Source organism: Candidatus Abyssobacteria bacterium SURF_5, assembly GCA_003598085.1.
Taxonomy (GTDB): domain Bacteria; phylum Abyssobacteria; class SURF-5; order SURF-5; family SURF-5; genus SURF-5.
Genome location: QZKU01000139.1, coordinates 1 through 14,404, shown reverse-complemented (window position 1 = coordinate 14,404; position 14,404 = coordinate 1). Strand labels below are relative to the sequence as shown.

Annotated in this window: 11 protein-coding genes; 2 read left to right on the top strand and 9 right to left on the bottom strand. The window is 54.4% G+C overall.

The genetic code is table 11. The features are described 5' to 3' along the window. Positions 1-18 precede the first annotated feature (18 nt). The 8 genes from fliF to C4520_20535 form a co-directional block, all read right to left on the bottom strand. The gene (gene fliF / locus C4520_20570) at positions 19-1,581 is read right to left on the bottom strand and encodes a flagellar M-ring protein FliF (protein RJP14971.1); all 1,563 of its coding nucleotides are present in this window, start codon (positions 1,579-1,581) and stop codon (positions 19-21) included. 30 nt (positions 1,582-1,611) lie between these two features. Beyond that, on the bottom strand, positions 1,612-1,926 hold the full coding sequence (fliE, locus tag C4520_20565; GenBank protein ID RJP14970.1) for a flagellar hook-basal body complex protein FliE: 315 nt from the start codon (positions 1,924-1,926) through the stop codon (positions 1,612-1,614). Positions 1,927-1,975: 49 nt separating this feature from the next. Further along, positions 1,976-2,389: a flagellar basal body rod protein FlgC gene (gene flgC, locus C4520_20560; protein RJP14969.1), complete on the bottom strand. Its 414-nt coding sequence runs from the start codon at positions 2,387-2,389 to the stop codon at positions 1,976-1,978. A 12-nt stretch (positions 2,390-2,401) separates the two neighbouring features. Further along, positions 2,402-2,794: a flagellar basal body rod protein FlgB gene (flgB, locus tag C4520_20555; protein ID RJP14968.1), complete on the bottom strand. Its 393-nt coding sequence runs from the start codon at positions 2,792-2,794 to the stop codon at positions 2,402-2,404. A gap of 284 nt (positions 2,795-3,078) precedes the next feature. Then, positions 3,079-4,467: a sigma-54-dependent Fis family transcriptional regulator gene (locus tag C4520_20550; protein ID RJP14967.1), complete on the bottom strand. Its 1,389-nt coding sequence runs from the start codon at positions 4,465-4,467 to the stop codon at positions 3,079-3,081. Between the two features lie 25 nt (positions 4,468-4,492). Beyond that, entirely contained in the window at positions 4,493-5,773 is a 1,281-nt protein-coding gene (locus tag C4520_20545; GenBank protein ID RJP14966.1) for a PAS domain S-box protein, read from the bottom strand. Beyond that, the gene (locus C4520_20540) at positions 5,740-6,219 is read right to left on the bottom strand and encodes a hypothetical protein (protein RJP14965.1); all 480 of its coding nucleotides are present in this window, start codon (positions 6,217-6,219) and stop codon (positions 5,740-5,742) included. Before C4520_20540 ends, C4520_20545 begins: the two co-directional genes overlap by 34 nt. Beyond that, on the bottom strand, positions 6,182-8,491 hold the full coding sequence (locus tag C4520_20535) for a hypothetical protein (protein ID RJP14964.1): 2,310 nt from the start codon (positions 8,489-8,491) through the stop codon (positions 6,182-6,184). Before C4520_20535 ends, C4520_20540 begins: the two co-directional genes overlap by 38 nt. A gap of 246 nt (positions 8,492-8,737) precedes the next feature. Between C4520_20535 and C4520_20530 the strand changes: the two genes are divergently transcribed. Together C4520_20530 and C4520_20525 are read left to right on the top strand one after the other, a co-directional pair. Continuing rightward, positions 8,738-10,261: a cobyric acid synthase gene (locus tag C4520_20530; GenBank protein RJP14963.1), complete on the top strand. Its 1,524-nt coding sequence runs from the start codon at positions 8,738-8,740 to the stop codon at positions 10,259-10,261. A gap of 81 nt (positions 10,262-10,342) precedes the next feature. Continuing rightward, positions 10,343-10,798, top strand: coding sequence for a hypothetical protein (locus C4520_20525; GenBank protein RJP14962.1), 456 nt, complete (start codon positions 10,343-10,345; stop codon positions 10,796-10,798). 189 nt (positions 10,799-10,987) lie between these two features. Here C4520_20525 and C4520_20520 read toward each other — a convergent pair whose 3' ends face one another. Beyond that, positions 10,988-13,885, bottom strand: coding sequence for a PAS domain S-box protein (locus C4520_20520; protein RJP14961.1), 2,898 nt, complete (start codon positions 13,883-13,885; stop codon positions 10,988-10,990). Positions 13,886-14,404: the final 519 nt, after the last annotated feature.

Genomic DNA, 14,404 nt, shown 5'->3' with positions numbered 1-14,404 from the left:
CTCGGGTTAGCGTCCCAGTCACTGTTCCTTCAACCAGACTTTGAGTAAAGAGGCCGCCTCGTCGGGCTTGTTCTCGACGAGTTCCTTCACGTCAGTTGTAAGATCTATCTCGCCGCCGCTCACCAGGTCCACATGGCCGCCGATTTCATCTTTGTGCAGCACCGGCGGAAGCGCCGGAATGATTCGCTTGACCAGCGAGCGAACAAGGAAAAATAAGAGAAGAAGCGCGACAATGGTAATCGCCGTTTTCGCAATTGAAAAATACAGGTCGCGAGTCTGTTCCCTTTGAGCGGCAACGGCGATCTCGCGCTCTTTCTCAACGGCGGCTGTGCTCAAAGGCACATTGATGACTTCAACGTTTTTCACCGCCGGCTCTCCCACCGCCGCCAGCACCATTCGTCGATACTTATCCAGTTCATCGTCGCTGCGCGGCACATACTCGACCGTCGTGATGCCGTCCGGCTTGCTGATTCTGTTGTTCGTGCCATCGACCACAACTGCAACCGAGATGCTCTTGATGCTCGATTGCGATTTTATGATGTGGTCGACGGTCCTGCTGATTTCGTAATTCGTGATCGCAAAAGAGGCTTCTCTGAGGGGACCCCTTTGCGCGCTCAGCGAGGCAACCTCGGGCAGGTTCGAGCTGATGCCCGCAACTCCCCCAGCGCCCGCCGGCAGCATCGTTTTCTCCTTCTGACGCTGCTCGCTGCGAACCGCCACGCTGTCCGGGTCGAACTTCTCTTCCGTCCTTTCGATCTGATCGAAGTCCAACTCTATCGAAACGCTCACCACCGAGTTGCCCGGGCCGAGGATCCGGTCGAACATGCTCTTGAGCTTGTCGTGGTAGTACTTCTCGACCCGCGAGCGCATCTCGAATTGCGTCGCGCTCATTTCGGAAGGAGCCATCGAGGGCTCGGTTGGCATCGCAAGCAGATTCGCATATTGGTCCAGAATCGTCACATTTCCCGGATTCAACCCCTCAACGCTGCTCGCCACCAGGTGCTGGATGCTCTTGATTTGACGCCGGTCCAGCGAATCCGCGATCGCCAATTCGAGAAAAACCGACGCGCTCGGCTGCTGTTGCTGGTCGGTATAGAGCCGTTCTTCCGGCATCGCAATCTGGACGCGCGACCACCGAACCTCTTTGAGTTGATTGATCGTCCGGGCGAGTTCGCCTTCGATGGCACGCTTCAGATTGATCTTCTGCTCGAAGCTGGTGATCCCCAGTCGCGACTGGTTGAAAATCTCGTAGCCGACTCCGCCGCCGCGAGGCAGGCCTTCCTGCGCGAGGAGCAGGCGCGTCTCCGCAACCCGCGCCGCCGGAACACTGATACTGGAGCCATCGTCGGATGGTGTGAAGGGAATACCGCCCTCTTTCAACTTTGCGGCTATCTCACCGGCATCCGACTGCTGGAGGTTGCTGAAGAGTGTGCCATACCGGGGAGTCGTCTGGAAGACGATAAGGTAAAGCAACCCCGCGAACACACCTCCGAAACAGAGGACCAGGAAAAACCGCTGCTGAACGTTCAATGCGTTCCATAGCCTGCTCGTCTGCTGATACAACTGACGAAGAAAATCCATTTATGCGCGCCTTCTCCCTCCGCCGCCCCGTTACACCTGCATCCGCTGAATCTGATCGTAAGCCGAAATGATCTTGTTGCGAACCTGCAACAACGTTAGAAAGGCGGCATTCGCCTTCTCTATGGCGACCATCGCTTCGCTCACGTTGGTGATCTCGCCGGTGATCAATTTGCCGATCGTCTCGTCAGCCGCCGTCTGCAATTGCTGGATCTCGCTGATCGAGTTCGCCAGATAATCCTTGAACGAGAGACCAGCCTCCTCCGGCTGTTGAACGCTCGGCTTCGGTATCGCCGGAAGAATGGGTTGCGGAGCGTTTATGCCGCCGATCAAGATTTCATCAGCCATTGCCCTGTTCCCTTCTCTTTACGTTGGCCGATCAGCCGTCCAGCCTTTTCTATTCCCTGATGATATCCAGCGTGCGCCCCAGCATCGACTTCGTCGCGTCAATAGCCGTTATATTGGCCTCATAGGCTCTCAGAGCGGTCATCATGTCAACCATCTCTTCCACAACGCTCACATTCGGCATCTGCAGGTAACCATCTGCATCCGCATCGGGATGGCCGGGATCGTATACGACGGGGAAAGGCGTCGGATCGTCAACAACTCCCGCCACCCGGACTCCGGCAGAACCATAAGGCGCACCGCCGGCCCCCATCGATTTCAGAATCACAAGCTGTCGCCGGAACGGCCCCCCTTCAGCCGTGCGAGTGGAATTGACATTGGCAAGGTTGTTCGCAATCACATCCATTCGCACCCGCTCAGCGTAGAGCCCGCTCGCGCTTATATCCAAGGCTGAGAATATCGGCATTCCCTCATCCTCTTATGGCATCCGCAGTACGTCGCGCACTTGCTGATACCGGCCCCTTAATATGCTGGAAAAAACGTCGTAACTGCTGGAGTTCTTCAGTACTTCGACCATCTCCCGATCCACGTCAAACTTACTCTCGTCAGTCCGCCCGGCCGCATAGTCGTCGGCTGCGGTAACCAGCGCGGGCCGCGCCGAAGGCTGCCTGATATGCCCGGGACTCGTTACCCTCAGAGAAATCGAACCGCTGCTTTGCATCGCTTGTCGAAGGCTATCGGCGAATGAAATACGAGTCGGGGTGAAATTCGGAGTGTTCGCATTGGCCACGTTATTCGCGAGTACGCGCTGCGATGCCTCCAAAACTCCGAGCACGTGCTCGAGTATGGTTGTAACTTCGCTAGTACTCACGGCGCCTCCCTAATCGGACCATTCAAGTCGAAATTCGGCATATCCGTCGATGCCTTTTTCCGGGCAATAACTGTGCCATGAGAACTGCATGTGACAATAAATCGTAAGACCTTGCCACGCAGTGGGTTAAATTGTTGAAGAAGAAAACGCTTTCTCGACTCCAGGTAAAAACTGCCACTTTGTGCGGAAAAAAATGCCGGGATGTGAAACGGAGCGGTTTCGCCTTTTTCTCGTGGGTTCTCGCAGCAAGTGAGATTGCTGCCGCCATTGCAGAACGGGAAAAATCAGCCTTCATCCGATGAAACAGCCTCCGCCAAACCGTTTTCCCGGTATTCCTTGAGCTTATTCCTCAACGTTCGCACACTGATATCCAGGATTTCCGCCGTCCGCGTCTTGTTGTTATTGGTTCTCTTCAGCGTATGCAATATCATCAGCCGTTCAGCCTCTCCGATCGTTGCGCTTTCTGGTAAAAAGACGCCGTCCGAAGACTGCGGCCGGGTTTTCTGTAGAGGGAATGCAAAGTATTCCGGGGTGATCGATTCTCCGGGACAAAGAACCACGGCACGCTCAATACAATTCTCCAGTTCTCTCACGTTGCCCGGCCAGTTGTGGCGCATCAGCAGGGCAAGAGCCTCGGGATCCAACTTCTTCATTTGGTCGTTGTTTTCCAGGGCATGCTTCTTCAAAAAATGTTGGGCCAGTGCCGGTATGTCTTCCTTGCGGTCGCGCAAGGGCGTTATCTTGATCGGAATGACATTCAACCTGAAGTACAGATCCTCGCGGAACCGCTGCTGTTCGATTGCGGTTTCCAGATCCCGATTCGTCGTGCTGATGATTCTCGCATCCACCTTGATCGGTTTGGTCCCGCCGACCCGCTCGAACTCCTTCTCCTGCAGCACGCGCAGCAACTTGCTCTGCAGGCCGGGATCCATCTCTCCTATTTCGTCCAGCAGGAGCGTCCCTTCATCGGCTAATTCAAATCGGCCGATCTTTTTGTTGATGGCATGGGTGAACGAGCCCTTCTCATGGCCAAACAGTTCGCTTTCAAGCAAAGTCGGCGCAAGCGCCGCACAATTTATCTTGATGAACGGCTTGTCTTTGCGCGGACTTGCGTAATGGATCGCGCGTGCGATCAATTCCTTGCCGGTCCCGCTCTCGCCGCGGATCAGCACGGATGCCTTGCTCTGTGAAATCTTCTTTATTTGGTCGTAGATCGCAAGCATCGCCTGACTTGATCCGACCATTTCCTGAAAATTAAAGCTCTGCTCGATCTCCGAACGAAGATACCTGTTTTCGTTTTCCAGCTTGCGCTCGTATAAAGCCTTCCTCACCACGTGCTCGATCTCATCCGGAGTGAACGGCTTCATGATGTAATCCGCGGCGCCGGCCTTGAGCGCCTGTACCGCCGTCTCGACCGAGGCATAGGCCGTCATGATGACAACCGAGGTGTCCGGCTGTATTCTCTTCACGTTGCTCAGCAGTTCAAGCCCGTCGATTCCCGGCATCTTGAGGTCGGTGACGATGAGATCGAATGCGTTATTTTTGATTTCGTCCAGACCGGCGTTGCCGTCGGCCGCAGTGATTAGCTCATATCCCGCCCGAAAAAGAGTTTCTTCGAGAAAGTCGCGCATGAGCGGCTCATCGTCGATTACTAGAATCTGTGCGCGCGGCATGTGAAGCCTCCGCTCTCATTCATCCCTAACCTGCCGATGGAACTGATATCGTAAATAACGCTCCGCCTTCAGGCGGATTCGTAACAACTATCTGCCCGTTATGCGCTTCAATGATCTTCGAGGCGATGGCCAATCCAAGCCCCGTTCCTTTTTCCTTTGTCGTATAGAACGGATTGAAAATCAGGGGAACCTTGGCCTCGTCGATTCCCGGACCCGTGTCCTTTATGCCGATGTCCAGCCACGTCCCGTTGCGGCAAGATCCCAACGCCGCCAGAGCCCCCGGAGGAAGCCTCCGCCTGCGGCAAGCGATATCTAAAGCCCCGCCGCCCGGCATCGCCTGAATTGCATTCAACATGATATTCAGCAGTACCTGTTTCAACTGCTCGAAATCACCGTGAAGTTTGCCTTTCTTCGGCCCCGGCTTCTTGTGTACGCAGATTCGGGATCTCTTGATTTCCTCCGAAAGATATCCAAGGACGTTTGATATCAAAGTGCTGACCTCAAACTCCTGACAGTTCAGTTTCATTGGCCGCGTGAATAACAGCAACTCGCTCACAATCCGATTGAGACTGCGTGCGCCCTCCTGAATCTTTGTCACCAGTTTGAGACGCGGGTCGTCCGCATCGAAATCGCGCGCCAGCAGCGAAGCAAAGCCCTCGATCCCGCCGAGTGGATTGCGGATTTCATGAGCGACGGTCGCCGACATTTGCCCGAGCGCCGCCAGCCGGTCCTGCCGCCGGGCCTGCTCTTCCAAATCGCGCAACTCACTCAGATCTTCAAACACCTTCACGGCGCCAGTCAGTCGCCCGCGGCTGTCGCGCGTGCGCGAAGTGCTTTCCCGCACGGGAAATGCCGGGCGTCTTTTAACCTTCATCTCACGCGTCACATGTCTATTGTCCGCGGCGCCGCCGGCAGCGTTTGCCGGAGCAGCCATGCTGAACGGGCTCTCGAAAACATCTTCATATCTTCTTCCAAGAACGTCGGCGCTGTTCAGGCCGGTAATCTTTTCGGCGGCTGTGTTGAACGCGGTAATGGTACCGTCCGGTCTTTGAGCGATCACTCCATTCGTGACACTCTGGAGAATGCTGTTGAGATATTCCTTGACTTCGCTCAACTCGCCTACTTTGTGATTGAGTTCGCGGTTCGTCTCCTCGAGCTTGCGGTTGAGCGCCGCGAATTTGACCTGAAGCGCGATATATGCGCGCTGCAATTGCTGTGTGCTGTCGTTAAATGCGGATACCGCTTCCGCCAGACTCGCGCTTGGCTCCGGGTTCAGCCAATTTCGTTCATGAACCGTGGTTTGCACTGAACAGGTCCTTTATACGACCGCATCGCATCGGGGCCGGCATTCACCTGCCGGAGTTGCTCTTCAACCAGATCCTTCGCATGTCCGAGCTCACTCTGGCTGTTTGATTCGAGCTCGAGGAGCTCCTCGAGCAGCCTCCGTATCTCGTCCACAAGCCCGCGCACGCGCCGTCGCGTCTCCTCGTCGGCCAGTTGGCTCCGCGATTCCCAGGCATCGCGCAAGGGGGCGCTTGAAACTTCAATGGATTCTATTTCCTGCAATATCGTTCTTTTTTCTTCAAGAACGCCGATGAATCCGTCAATGTGCTTCTCCGCAATCTTCTGCGCCTGTTTCTTCGCCAGGCCGATTAGTGTTCGATAGAGCTCCGCCTGGGCGCGCAGCATCTGTTGAAACCGCTCAAATTCCCGCTCAATCGATTCGCGCATCGGCTTCAGCATCTCCGGCATCGGGGTTGGACCGTTTCACCCTTAGATCCAACAGCGTCCTCCGCTGCTTTGCGACGGAAACATATTCAGAATCGGGATACCTGCGCTCCAACTCGGAATAGTCTTCTCTCGCCTTCGAATACTGCGCAAGCCTGAAATAACAGTTTCCTCTCTGACACAACGCCCAGGCCGCATCTGACAACGGAAATTGCGGAGGGGAAATTGCCGAGTATAAGCTTGCAGCTTTCTGATAATTCGCCCTCTCATAGAACCGGTCGGCCCAATCGAGCACGATTTTTCGAGCTTCGAAAGGGGCCTCCGCCTGTTCCATCCCGATAAGTTTGCGAGTTACGTCGTGTATTCTTGCTGCTTCAGCTTCATCGCCCAGTTGGAGGTTAATGTGCATTAATAATGCCAACGTGGAAAAATTTTCCTTCGCCGTCTTCAGCGCGATCGCCTGATGGATCTCGCGGCGTGCTTTCTTGAAAGATCCAAGTTCGGCGTTTGCTCTTGCCTGCAAGTAAAGGAGGTCAAACTTTTCGGCGGGCGAAAGTGAATCCTGGTTGATCGACGAAGCCGCTTTCAAAAAGTCCTCGAATTTGCCGGCTTCAAAAAGCGTTCTGGCGATTTTTAAAGAAAAAGCTGGCGACTTTGCGCCTTTTTCGCGGGCTGATTCGTAGGCTTCAAGCGCGTCATTATATAAGCCGGCCTGCAAGTAGATGTCCCCCTGCCTCTCGATTACAACATGCTGTTCAATCGTTGTTGTTCCTGAAGCGAGCAGGCGGTCGAGTGTTTTATATGCCCCGTCAAAATCTTTTAGGCTCGCCTGTATGTCGGCCAGAAGAAGGAACGCCTCCGCTATGCTTGGCGAAAGCTGGCGCTCCCGGGTGAAATCCTGCAGAAGCCGTATCGCTTTTACATTTTCGCCATTTTTCCAATACAATTTTGCAAGCCCGACGAGAGCGGAATCATTCTCAAAATCGAGCCCACATGCCCGCTCCGTCAGGAAGATCGCCTCCGAAAGATTGCCCATCTCGGATTCAATCCGGGCAAGTTCCAGCAGCGGCAGCGGCGCTTCTGGGAAGAATCCAGCCGCCTCCTTAAATGCGTTGCGGCTATCTTCGACCCGAGCGAGCGATTCGAGCGCTTCTCCCTTCAGCATGAATGCGTCGGACAAAACAGGTGAATCGGGAAAAAAAGTGATGACATCCGAAGCGGCTTTAACCGCCTCGTCCGCCTTGTTCAGCCCCAGCTTCGCTCTGCCGAGAAGCAGCATAACTTCCGGACGTCCGTGAGCAACCGGCGATTCCTTCAGCCACTGTATGCAGTAATTCGCCGCCTCCTGATATGCCTGCTCATCGAGCGCGGATTGAGCAAGAAATTGCAGCGCTGCGGCAGCATGCGGACTCCCGGGAGCATCGCGAACGAGGGCTTTCATCTGAGTTTCGGCATGATGCTTTTCCCCGAGTTCCCAATGTGTTTGACCCAACAGAAACCGCGCATCCCGAACCAGATTCTCATTCGAGGATTCCTGGATCAGAAGCGTGAGCAGGTTACGAGCCCGTACAAAATCGCGTGATCTGTAGTGGTTTCTGGAGAGCAGAAGCCTGATTTCATCTGCCTTTTCCGGTTCCCGCAACGCGCCCAGCATTTTCTGGTATTCGGCGTTCGCTTCGGGAAAATAACCCACATCGGCGAAATTCTCCGCAAGCTGCATCCGGGCAAATGGAACACGGGGCTCTGCCGGATAACGAGTTAGAAATCTCTCATACAATTCCCGCGCCTCGGCCGCTGAGCTTTCGTCCTGCCGCAATTGTTCGATCGTCTGCGCACAGAGCAACAGCCCATCAGCATGCGTAACACTAGTGGACTCCTTCTGAAGGAGCCGCAGCAGCATCTGTTCCGCTTTCTCCACATTTCCCTCGGCCAAAAGATCTTGCGAGTACATCAGATACCGCTCTTCCCAATTCATGGCCTGCGGATATCTCTGCTTCAGCATCCACTGCTCTTTACCCGTCTCAAAGAACAGAAAACCGCACGCCATAAGCAATCCGGCGCCAGCCCCAGCGCAGATAGAAAGTCCGACTTTTTCGCGTACCAGCGATGAAAGAAAGACCGGCATTTTTCTGAAAAATGAGGAAATACTGGATAAGGTATCGGATATCCGAAGGAATGATAGGGGGGGTTCAGAGGCCTTTCGCGTCGTGCTTTGTTCCGGAATCTCGCTGTCCGCATGCTCTATCATCTGCTCTGCCGCCGGCTCGGGGAAAACGACTGCAAATCGGGAGTCCACAACTTCTGGTATTAATTCCGGTAACTAATACAACATGATGTTATCATAGCGATGAAACATTGTCAACATTATTTTGGAAAATTTTTCCCACCCGGCGTGTGAGGGGTACCCTCCTCTCTTCTGTATTTAAATCAACTTGTTATCGATAATCGCAATAAATCTTTTGATTTAACCAAAACGTCAGGATATAATGAGCATGCAAAACCGGTTTTGTGTTGCCGAATTCGACAAACAAGGGATAAAAAGATGCCGCTCCAAGCCAGGCCGCTCATGATACAGGGAACCGGCTCCGATGTTGGTAAGAGTGTGATAGTGGCCGGCTTATGCCGGATTATCCTGCAGGATGGTCATGATGTCGTCCCCTTTAAATCGCAAAACATGGCGCTCAATTCTTATGTGACGCGGGAAGGCCACGAGATCGGGCGCGCGCAGGCGGTGCAGGCGCAGGCCTGCCGGCTTCATCCCCACGTGGATATGAATCCGGTGCTGATCAAGCCCTCAAGCGACTGCAAGGCGCAGGTGGTCGTGATGGGGAAACCCGCGTTCGATCTGCCGGCAGAAGCATTTCCGACGTATCGCACGCGCGTCGAGCATTTTGTGCGGCAGGCGTATGAGAACCTTGCAAGCACACATGAAATTGTCGTCCTTGAGGGCGCCGGCAGCCCGGCGGAGATAAATCTGCGAGACGGCGACATCGTGAATATGGCAATGGCTGAGATCGCGGATGCGCCGGTTATCCTCGTTGGAGATATCGATAAGGGAGGCGTATTCGCCTCTTTTGTGGGAACGCTCGAACTGCTCGAGCCGCAGGAGAGGAACAGAATCAAGGGATTCATCATCAACAAATTCCGGGGCGAAAGAAAACTGCTTGCGCCGGCTGTCGACTTCCTCGAACGGCGCACAGGGAGACCCGTCTTTGGAACCATTCCCTATTTCACCGAAATTCGGATTCCCGAGGAAGACTCGCTCGCCAGGAAAGCGGCGCTCAAAAAGAAAGGCAGGAACGATGCGATCGATATCGCGATCGTTTTCCTGCCGCACGTCTCGAACTTTACCGATTTCGATCCGTTCGAGGCGGAACCCGACGTCAACCTCCGCTACCTGCACCCGGGAGAAAGCCTGCCCCAATGCGACGTCCTTGTCCTACCGGGCACCAAGAGTACCATCGACGACCTCCTTTACCTGCGCGAGCGCGGCATCGACAATCAGATCATCTCGTTCGTCGGTAACGGCGGTACGCTCATCGGCTTTTGCGGCGGATATCAGATGCTCGGGAAAAGACTGAGCGATCCCGACGGCGTCGAGTCGGAGGCGAGAGAAACGCGCGGTCTCGGCTTACTCGATGTCGAGACCGTTTTCCTGAAGGAAAAACACCTCTACCAGGTGGAGGCGGTCCATGCGCAATCAGGCCTGAGTGTCCGCGGCTATGAAATCCATATGGGCGAAACCCATCTCGGCTTGGGCGCCCGCCCCGCACTACGGCTCTTCTCCAGAAATTCCCGCACCGGCCTTTCACTCGATGACGGAGCGGTCTCTGCGGACGGCCGCGCCTGGGGAACATACGTTCATGGGCTGTTCGACGACGATGTTTTCCGCAGGAGCTTCATTGATTCGATCCGCGAGCGAAAAAACCTTCAACCGTTGGGATCGGTAATGACCCGCTATGATGTCGATCTCGAATACGATAAGCTGGCCGCGCTGCTGCGCCAAAACCTCGATATCGACGCGATCTACCGCGTTCTGAATGCTCAGGCGCAGCGCTCTCATTGACATATCAATTGGTAAAATGATTTAATTCTTCATTCACCGGGGACGTCCCAGGCAGGACCCGAGTCGGGAAAGGAGCAGCGCATGAGGAAATTCGGATGGGTGATCGGTTTGTGCGGCGCAATTATTCTCTTGTCGAGCTGGTTGTTTATCGGACCAAGTGAGGCTGCGAAATGGCCAAGCGCAGGCAGCACCTTTTGCTGGGAAAACGAGGAGGGGGGCGTTTTAATACTTGTTGCGACGGATATGGGCAGCCAGCATTTTTTGATAAATGGCAGGTATACCTCGATTGAAGGCAAAGTCGAAGCTCTGATTGGCAGTGCTGAGATGAACGCGGGAAACGTTCACATGACGCTTGTTTCTGCGGGTACTGATGATACTGACACATTCGCCTACATCAACAGAATCGTACTGAGCTTGCCGACGTTGAGCGGAACATACGAAGGGTTCGGATTCTGCCATGAGATTGATTCCCCGGATCCAGATAATATTGGGATGGATCACGGAACCGGAGAACTGTTCCCCATTACCTGTAAATAACGAATCTGTCACATGCGACGAGAAGAAAGCTGGTTCTGGCCTACTTTCTCGTGAAATGGCGCATTGCGGCATGGCATTCTGAGCGTAGCGAAGAATCTCTCTTCAGCCTGAGAAGTCAAAGAAGAGTAGATTCTTCGTCGCCTTGCTCCTCGGAATGACAACGATCCTAATGTCCCCGGCGGAGAATCTTTACTGGACCGCCCCGCTGTCCCCGCCCTTTCTTGACGCTTTCGGAAGACCAAGAGGTAGATAAATCTTCACCGTAGTACCTTTATTCATCTTGCTCTGTATAGTCAACCTTCCGTTATGTGCTTCCACTATTTTCCGGCTGATGGCGAGCCCAAGCCCGGTCCCGGTTGTTTTCGTCGTGTAAAACGGCTGAAAGAGTCTCTTCATGGCTTCTGAATTCATTCCCCGCCCGGTATCCGTTATTGACAAACAAAGCCGGTTTGGGCCGGACAATCTGGACTCCACCTTGAGTGCGCCGCCCTGGGGCATTGCTTCCGCGGCATTTAAAACGATGTTTGTGAGAGCCCGCGTTATCTTTGAGGTATCAGCGAAGATCTCTCTCTTTTCGTTCTCGAGCGTTACCTCAGCGACGACACTATCAAATCTGTACAGCAGGTTCTTCAGGACACGACTGACCATAGGGCCTACCGGCTGCATTACCGGCTCGAGTCGTACTGCACGCGCATATTCCAGCAGCTCGTTGACCGTGCCGTTCAATTGATGGAGCCCGTACTCGAGCTCGGCGAGTATCTCCGTGTTCTCCTTACTGTCGCTCAGGGTGGTGCAAAAGGTATCCACTCCCAGTTGAATATTCAGAAGCGGGTTGCGGATCTCGTGTGCCACAATCGCCACCATTCGTCCGATGGCAGCCAGATTTTCTGCCTGTTGGAGTTGCTCCACCTGCTCTTTAACCGTCTTCTTAAGGCTCTTCGCAAGTCGGCGATATTTTTCTTCGCTTTCGCGCAGCGCATCCTGTGTTCGCCTCAGTTCTGTTATGTCCTGGATGGCGACGGCAGCGCCGAGAATTTTTCCGCCTGCATCCCGGATGGGCGCTGCGCTGTTAAGAACAAAGCCGTGCGAGCCGTCGAACCGCCTGATCTCGAGCAACTGTCCGAAAACCGTCTCCGCTTTTTGGACGGCCTGTGCCGCCCCCCATTCTTCCGGCCTCACAAGTTTGTCGCTGTCCGCCCACCACGCTTGAAACGCAGCGTAATCTTTTACTGCACCCACCGGCGGAATCGATTTGCCGTGATTTCCTCCCCAGATTCTCTCATACTCGCTGTTGGAGCGGATGATCCCGCCGTGCTTGTCCACGATGGCTACCCCCACCGGCAAGGCCTCCATAACCGCTTCGAGTTGACGCTTCTGGCGCTCTGCTTCGCTCAGCGCCTTCTTCAGGGCCTCCTCCGCCTGCTTGCGCTCAGTAATATCGTGAATCATGCCAACCAGCCGGACAGGCTTACCGGATACGTCAAAATCGGTAACATTAGCTTCCGAATGCAATATCCTCACCGAACCATCTGACAATAATATGCGATAGTCGACGCTGATGCGCGTGCATCCGGAGGTAATGAGATTTCTCAATTCCCTTACAGTTTCCCTATCATCGGGATGGACAATAGCCAGATTCCCTTCCGGTGTGGGCACATAAGTCATTGGGTCTTGCCCAAAGACACGATACATTTCTTCGGACCAATGCATTTCACCCGTCTGAAGATTCCACTCCCAGCTCCCCATGTGAGCGACTCGCTGCGCTTCAGCCAGGCCGCGTTCGCTTCTGCGCAGCGCCTGCTCGGAATGCCTTTGTTCGGTGACTTCATTGACGACCACATTGATCCCAAACACTTCGCCATCAGCGCCCTTAAGGGGAAGCCAATGCTCGATCCAATATCGCTGCACGCCGGGTTGGAATTCGGTCGTTCCGCTGAATTCAATATCGAGAACAGCTTCCCCGGTTCGCAAAATTTTTTCCGCGATTTCTTCGGCGAGCGGCGCCAGATCGGGCACGATCTCCCGGACTGTCTTGCCGATATGATCAATGATCGGGACCCCGTTCATATCCGCCAGCCGCTGATTAATCCGAACATACCGAAGTTCGCGATCGAAGACACATAAACCAACCGGTGCGGAATGATAAATGGATTCGAGTTCGGTCAATTGCTGATGAATCTGTTCCTGGCTCTGCTGCAACACCTCTTCCATCCGCTTGCGTTCAGTGATATTCATCAAGGCGGCAACTGCTCCGTTTGGTCTGCCGTCGGAGTCGAATGTTGGAACGATGTTGCCGAACATCGTTCGAACGTCCCCATTGTCAAAGACCCAATCGTAGCTGTAATTCCGCAATTCCCTTCCGGACGCGGACACTCGCTGGATCGGCAAATCCTCCGCCCGCATTTCCAGCCCATCCTTGAAGAGGCGGAAGGGCCAGTTGAATCCCGGCGAGGGGCCTGTTCTTGACATGTTGGTCCCTTCGGGAACGCCCGCCAGCTCTCTCGCGAATCGGTTTCCAAATATCTCGCGGCATTCATTATCCCGCGCGCTCAAAATGACCACGGGAGCGGCATCCAAAGTAGCCTGCAGGCGCGCTGCTTGCTCGCGCAGTTGTTTTTCGGTTGCCTTCAGAGCCTCCTCCGCCTTCTTGCGCTCGGTGATCTCCACGCCGATCCCGCCGATGTATCGCCGCCCAGAAGAATCCTGAAAGGGGAATTTGAAATTCCACCAATATCGGATGCGCCCGCCTGGATTAACAGTTTCTTCGACCACCTCCATCGTTCGCCCGCTTTCCAAAACCGCCAAATCATTCCTGCGGAATTTCTCCGCAACTGCCGCCGGCCACAACTCGGCGTCGGTCTTCCCGCGCCAATTGAAACGGGTTTGAAATCGATTCTTAACGGCCTGGTTTAAATATATATATCGCCCTTCCTCATCCTTGGCCCAGGCGATTGCCGGGCTGTTATCCATGAAGGCCTGGAAGCGCTCTTCTCGCTCGGACGCTTCTTTTTCCAATTCCGCTATGCGGGCGCGGGCCGCTTCGAGTTCTCGAATGAGTTCCTCTTTTGTCTGGTCCACATGAGCCATGGCTCACCTCGTGAATCGGGTACTGTGCGCCCTACGCGCAACATCATTTTTTGCTGAAATCATATACTTTTTGCATAGCACAAGCAAGTGGCGAAACAATGCCGGGACCTGTACTTTTCTGGGCGCGGCGTGCCGTGCCCCTGCATCGTGTTCTTAGGGCATTGTGCTTGGTCAAATTGGCTCCAATTTCCGCTGCATCTCATACCCCCGCCGCGGCGATCTTCAAGATGGCTCCAACACTCCGCCATGCCCAAGCCATATCCCCTCCACCTGACGGGCGACTCATCGAGTCGCCCCTACATCCCGCTTCATTCAATCGCCATTCAACCACTTTCATAAACCGCAAAGGCGCAATGACCGCGGAGAAAGACACGAAACCGGAAATTTCTCTCTCTCATTTCTTCTTTCTATTTCCTTTGCGACCTCTGCGCCTCTGGTGTGCCAGGAAAAGCCTGGCTGACTTTATAATCTGAAACGTGATTATCCTGCTAATTGCTCGTACAGCAGGTAGCGAAGCGG

Bases quoted from the DNA above. Each gene is read 5' to 3' on its own strand.
- fliF (RJP14971.1), bottom strand. From the start codon at position 1,581: ATGGATTTTCTTCGTCAGTTGTATCAGCAGACGAGCAGGCTATGGAAC.
- fliE (RJP14970.1), bottom strand. From the start codon at position 1,926: ATGGCTGATGAAATCTTGATCGGCGGCATAAACGCTCCGCAACCCATT.
- flgC (RJP14969.1), bottom strand. From the start codon at position 2,389: ATGCCGATATTCTCAGCCTTGGATATAAGCGCGAGCGGGCTCTACGCT.
- C4520_20550 (RJP14967.1), bottom strand. From the start codon at position 4,467: ATGCCGCGCGCACAGATTCTAGTAATCGACGATGAGCCGCTCATGCGC.
- C4520_20540 (RJP14965.1), bottom strand. From the start codon at position 6,219: ATGCCGGAGATGCTGAAGCCGATGCGCGAATCGATTGAGCGGGAATTT.
- C4520_20530 (RJP14963.1), top strand. From the start codon at position 8,738: ATGCCGCTCCAAGCCAGGCCGCTCATGATACAGGGAACCGGCTCCGAT.
- C4520_20525 (RJP14962.1), top strand. From the start codon at position 10,343: ATGAGGAAATTCGGATGGGTGATCGGTTTGTGCGGCGCAATTATTCTC.
- C4520_20520 (RJP14961.1), bottom strand. From the start codon at position 13,885: ATGGCTCATGTGGACCAGACAAAAGAGGAACTCATTCGAGAACTCGAA.